Genomic DNA, 3,319 nt, shown 5'->3' on the forward strand with positions numbered 1-3,319 from the left:
TCTGCCTCGCGCAGGCGCGCGGCTGCCGCATCCTGCGTCGCCCTCGTCTCGGCGATCCGCGCCTCGATCTGCCGAATTCTGCCGCGCTGGTAGTCAGTTGACTGCGCATCAAATCCGGCTCTCGATTGCGATAGCGCGTCACGCTGACCGGCAATGCGTTTGAGTTCGCTGCGTTGATTGTCTCGGTCGCGCTCAAGATCAAGAAGCCGAGCGGTATCGAAGCGCTCGTCGGCCACCTCAGCCGCTAGTTCCCCCGCGTTAATGCGTCCCCCGATGCTCTTGACGGCAAGCGTGACCCGGCCATCGATCGGCGCACGCACGACGTAAAGTCGAGCATTTACCGTGGCATCTGCCGAAGTTCCAGCGAAGTGCTCCCCGATGATGACGTACAATCCGCCGGCGAGGAGAACCAAGCCGATGACCACACGTGCGAGCTTCATGAGAGACTTCCGACCGCATTCCAGGTCTTCTGTGGAGCAACTTAGAGGCGAATTTATGAAAGCGAGCGAACGATCAAATTCATCCTGAAGTTGAACGCTATTGAATCGTCACGATTGGACACGAGACAGTTCATAAGTACGACCCTCAAAGTAGGTAGATCGTTCCGTTAGAGATTACGTTCGGGCGCCCGTTCGCGCGAGCCCTCTGGAGGGAGTAGGGCGCGGTCATCCCTTGTCCACGCTCCGACGGATTGTATACCGCGTCGTAAACAATGCTGCGCTTTGAGCTGATCCAATGTTGCCGAGCTTTGGCTGAACGACTTCGAGCAGAGTCTCTCCGCGAAGTCCAACTGTCACGACGAAGTCCAACTGTCACTACAATGACTCCGAAGAATCCTTGGACTCAACAACATTCTCAGAAGATTGGCCTGAGCGTGCAGAGAAGAAGCAAGCAATCCAAATCCGACCTTTAGTACCGCAACCAACACATTAGTTGTCGCTTCGAAACCCAATTGAAATGCGCAATGCAGGTTCCGCCGATTTCGCAACCCTATATGCTCCCGGAAGCGGAGAGGTCACCCAGTTCGGGCACCGTGCGTGTCCGCCATTCGCGTTTTTCGTCCTCGGCCGCAATCGTGGGCATTCGATATCTCCTAACCTGAGTACGGATTGACAAGGTACTACCTGGTTCTCTCCGATTATGAAGCCTCAAAGGTACCACAACCTCCAACATGTCCGCGCCTACTTCCTTTGGTAGGGCTTGGCCGTAGGGAAGAAGCACGACGTATTCAACTGCGCAGGATTCATCCGGGGCCAGCAGAACTTCGCCTTCTCGAGACGTTTTAAACAGAGGTGTACGCCGACTTTCGATTGCCCACATCTCATGGAACCGATAGTGATGCCGAAGGCGACGTCTTGCAATTTGGTCAGACCATGCCAGACCACGATGTTTCCTGGGGGAGGGTCGCGTGTGCGGCCGAGATAGCCGCCGAGCATGGCGATCTGCAAAGGTAAGTTTCGAGCGTTCGGCGAAGGATGCGCGGTCTGGAACGCGCCGCATCGATGCGGTCGAGTGTTTCTATCTCGGCAGGGGTAAGGACAGTCTCAGGCCTCGCGTCCGGTTGAGCGCGCGCGGACATGGTGATCAAAGAGATGCGCTAGCTGACGACAGTGATGAGGGCGAGCAGCTTCACCAGCTGCTCGGCAGTCTGCAATCTCGCGCCCTCGGCGCGGCAACCAGATTTCATGACCTTGTGAAACACCTCGACCTTCCAGCGCAAGGCGCACCAGTCGAGCTTTTCGACGGCGGCTGCGAGATCGTCGATAGGTAGATTGGTCACGAGCAATCCGGTCGATCGGATCGCGATCCGAAAGTGGGTCGACCTCCAGGGCATGAATGTAGACGAGGATTTGCCACCGAGGCGAACTTGATCTGCAAGCAAGCAGTTTCGCCATCTTCACCGCCAATCGCGACCTGGTGGTGACCAGACCAAGGGACAGTGGCGAGTTGGGCGAAGACACGATGGGCCGCATCCGTCGGCGCGGCTTCCGGTGGTGGCTCGGCCAGCCGATTGGTCTGAACGCGCACAAGAAACCGCGTCCCGAGATCCTGCGCCAGGCAAAAGAGTTCGTAGATATCGCTTTCCCGGTCCTCCACGTGCATGCGACGCTCGGGCGAGCCCACAAGCGCGATGGACTGGCGCAGATTCTCGAGCCAGCGATAGCTTTCCTTTCTCGGTCGGCACGCGCGTTTGGTTCACGAGCCGCCTGAGCGCGGCCGTTCCTTTGAATTTGCTGCGGGTCCAGAACTTCACCGCCGACAGGCCGAGCGGAGTCCCGCTGGTGATGACGACCAGACTCGAATGCATCAACACAGCGCACAAGGTGTGGGTGGTGGGTTGTCCGGCTTTATAGTGCCCAGCGTTGATGGTCTTCGGGTACTCGATCTAGCCGGGCGACCCGCGACTGTAGACGAACTCGGTCGTGTCTTGATCAGGACATGCCCTTCGCTGGCTTGACCGTCGTACGGGTTATCGGGTAGTGCCCTGGCATGCAGCACGAACAGGCCACCGGGAGCACGGCGGTTGTTGGTGACGATGGAGGCTTTGACACCGCACTCGTAAGGCGCGGCCGCGTTGCCCCTGCCGATGCACTCCACCTCCGGGGCATGGAAGGAATAAAGCTTCCAGCCGCGCTGGCGCTGCTGCCAGCCACGCGGTGCTGATCGCGATCGGCGTCGACTGGGAAGGCCGGCGCCAAGTGCTCGCGGTCGATCTCGCTCAACCGGGGAGAGCCGATCGACCTGGAAGGAGTTTTTGGAAGGCGGGCTTCAAACATTGCGAGGTATCGACAGGAGCGTGATGACTGATCTTTAAATCGTCGTCCTGCTCTATCTTCTTTTTTGAACGTGACCTTCTCGGAAAACCGATATCCACCTCTCCGGGTCATGCTCGAGGAGCAGTCATAGATGGCGGCTTGTTGCCGATGCTCCCCGAACAACCGAGCGCGTCGACTCACGCATGCAGGCATCTTGTCCCATCTTCAGCAACCGCCATGCGGCCTGATTCGCGATTAAGCAGGGCGTGGATACCGGCGGCCGGGACGGCATCACTGAACAGGTAGCCTTGTCCTTCTGTGCAACCATTTGCCACCAGAAAGGCCAGCTGGCCTACGTCTTCGACGCCCTCGGCCGTAGTCGTCAGACCAAATCCCTTGGCAAGGCTAAGGATAGCACGAACGATCACCCGGCTGTCGGTACTGTCGTCGAGATGCGACACGAAGCTGCGGTCTATCTTGATCTTGTCGAAACTAAACGAAAGCAGTTGGCTAAGCGTAGCATAACCTGTTCCGAAATCATCGAGCGCGATGCGGACGCCCGC

Annotated in this window: 4 protein-coding genes and 3 pseudogenes; 2 read left to right on the forward strand and 5 right to left on the reverse strand. The window is 58.2% G+C overall.

Annotation, left to right across the window (positions count from 1 at the left end; genetic code table 11):
* The 3 genes and pseudogenes from CQ12_RS17580 to CQ12_RS43855 all read right to left on the reverse strand — a co-directional run.
* Positions 1–440, reverse strand: a pseudogene (locus CQ12_RS17580) (hypothetical protein); the annotation flags it as partial.
* A gap of 741 nt (positions 441–1,181) precedes the next feature.
* Entirely contained in the window at positions 1,182–1,448 is a 267-nt protein-coding gene (locus tag CQ12_RS43850) for a hypothetical protein (RefSeq protein WP_057836570.1), read from the reverse strand.
* A gap of 149 nt (positions 1,449–1,597) precedes the next feature.
* On the reverse strand, positions 1,598–1,780 hold the full coding sequence (locus tag CQ12_RS43855; RefSeq protein WP_157088274.1) for a hypothetical protein: 183 nt from the start codon (positions 1,778–1,780) through the stop codon (positions 1,598–1,600).
* A gap of 167 nt (positions 1,781–1,947) precedes the next feature.
* Between CQ12_RS43855 and CQ12_RS43860 the strand changes: the two genes are divergently transcribed.
* Positions 1,948–2,211 (forward strand): hypothetical protein, encoded by a 264-nt coding sequence (locus CQ12_RS43860; RefSeq protein ID WP_157088275.1) that lies wholly within the window; start codon positions 1,948–1,950, stop codon positions 2,209–2,211.
* A 249-nt stretch (positions 2,212–2,460) separates the two neighbouring features.
* On the opposite strand, the pseudogene CQ12_RS42380 reads toward CQ12_RS43860, so the two are convergent.
* A pseudogene (locus CQ12_RS42380) lies at positions 2,461–2,646 on the reverse strand (IS5/IS1182 family transposase); the annotation flags it as partial.
* Between CQ12_RS42380 and CQ12_RS43865 the strand changes: the two are divergent.
* A pseudogene (locus CQ12_RS43865) lies at positions 2,634–2,758 on the forward strand (transposase); the annotation flags it as partial. The pseudogenes CQ12_RS42380 and CQ12_RS43865 sit on opposite strands and share 13 nt — an antisense overlap.
* Positions 2,759–2,953: 195 nt before the next feature.
* On the opposite strand, the gene CQ12_RS17600 reads toward CQ12_RS43865, so the two are convergent.
* Positions 2,954–3,319, reverse strand: a 366-nt coding sequence (locus CQ12_RS17600) for an EAL domain-containing protein (protein WP_157088276.1), incomplete at its 5' end; no start/stop codon positions are given.

Origin of the sequence: Bradyrhizobium jicamae (genome assembly GCF_001440395.1) — a bacterium.
In the GTDB taxonomy this organism is placed as follows: Bacteria; Pseudomonadota; Alphaproteobacteria; order Rhizobiales; family Xanthobacteraceae; genus Bradyrhizobium; species Bradyrhizobium jicamae.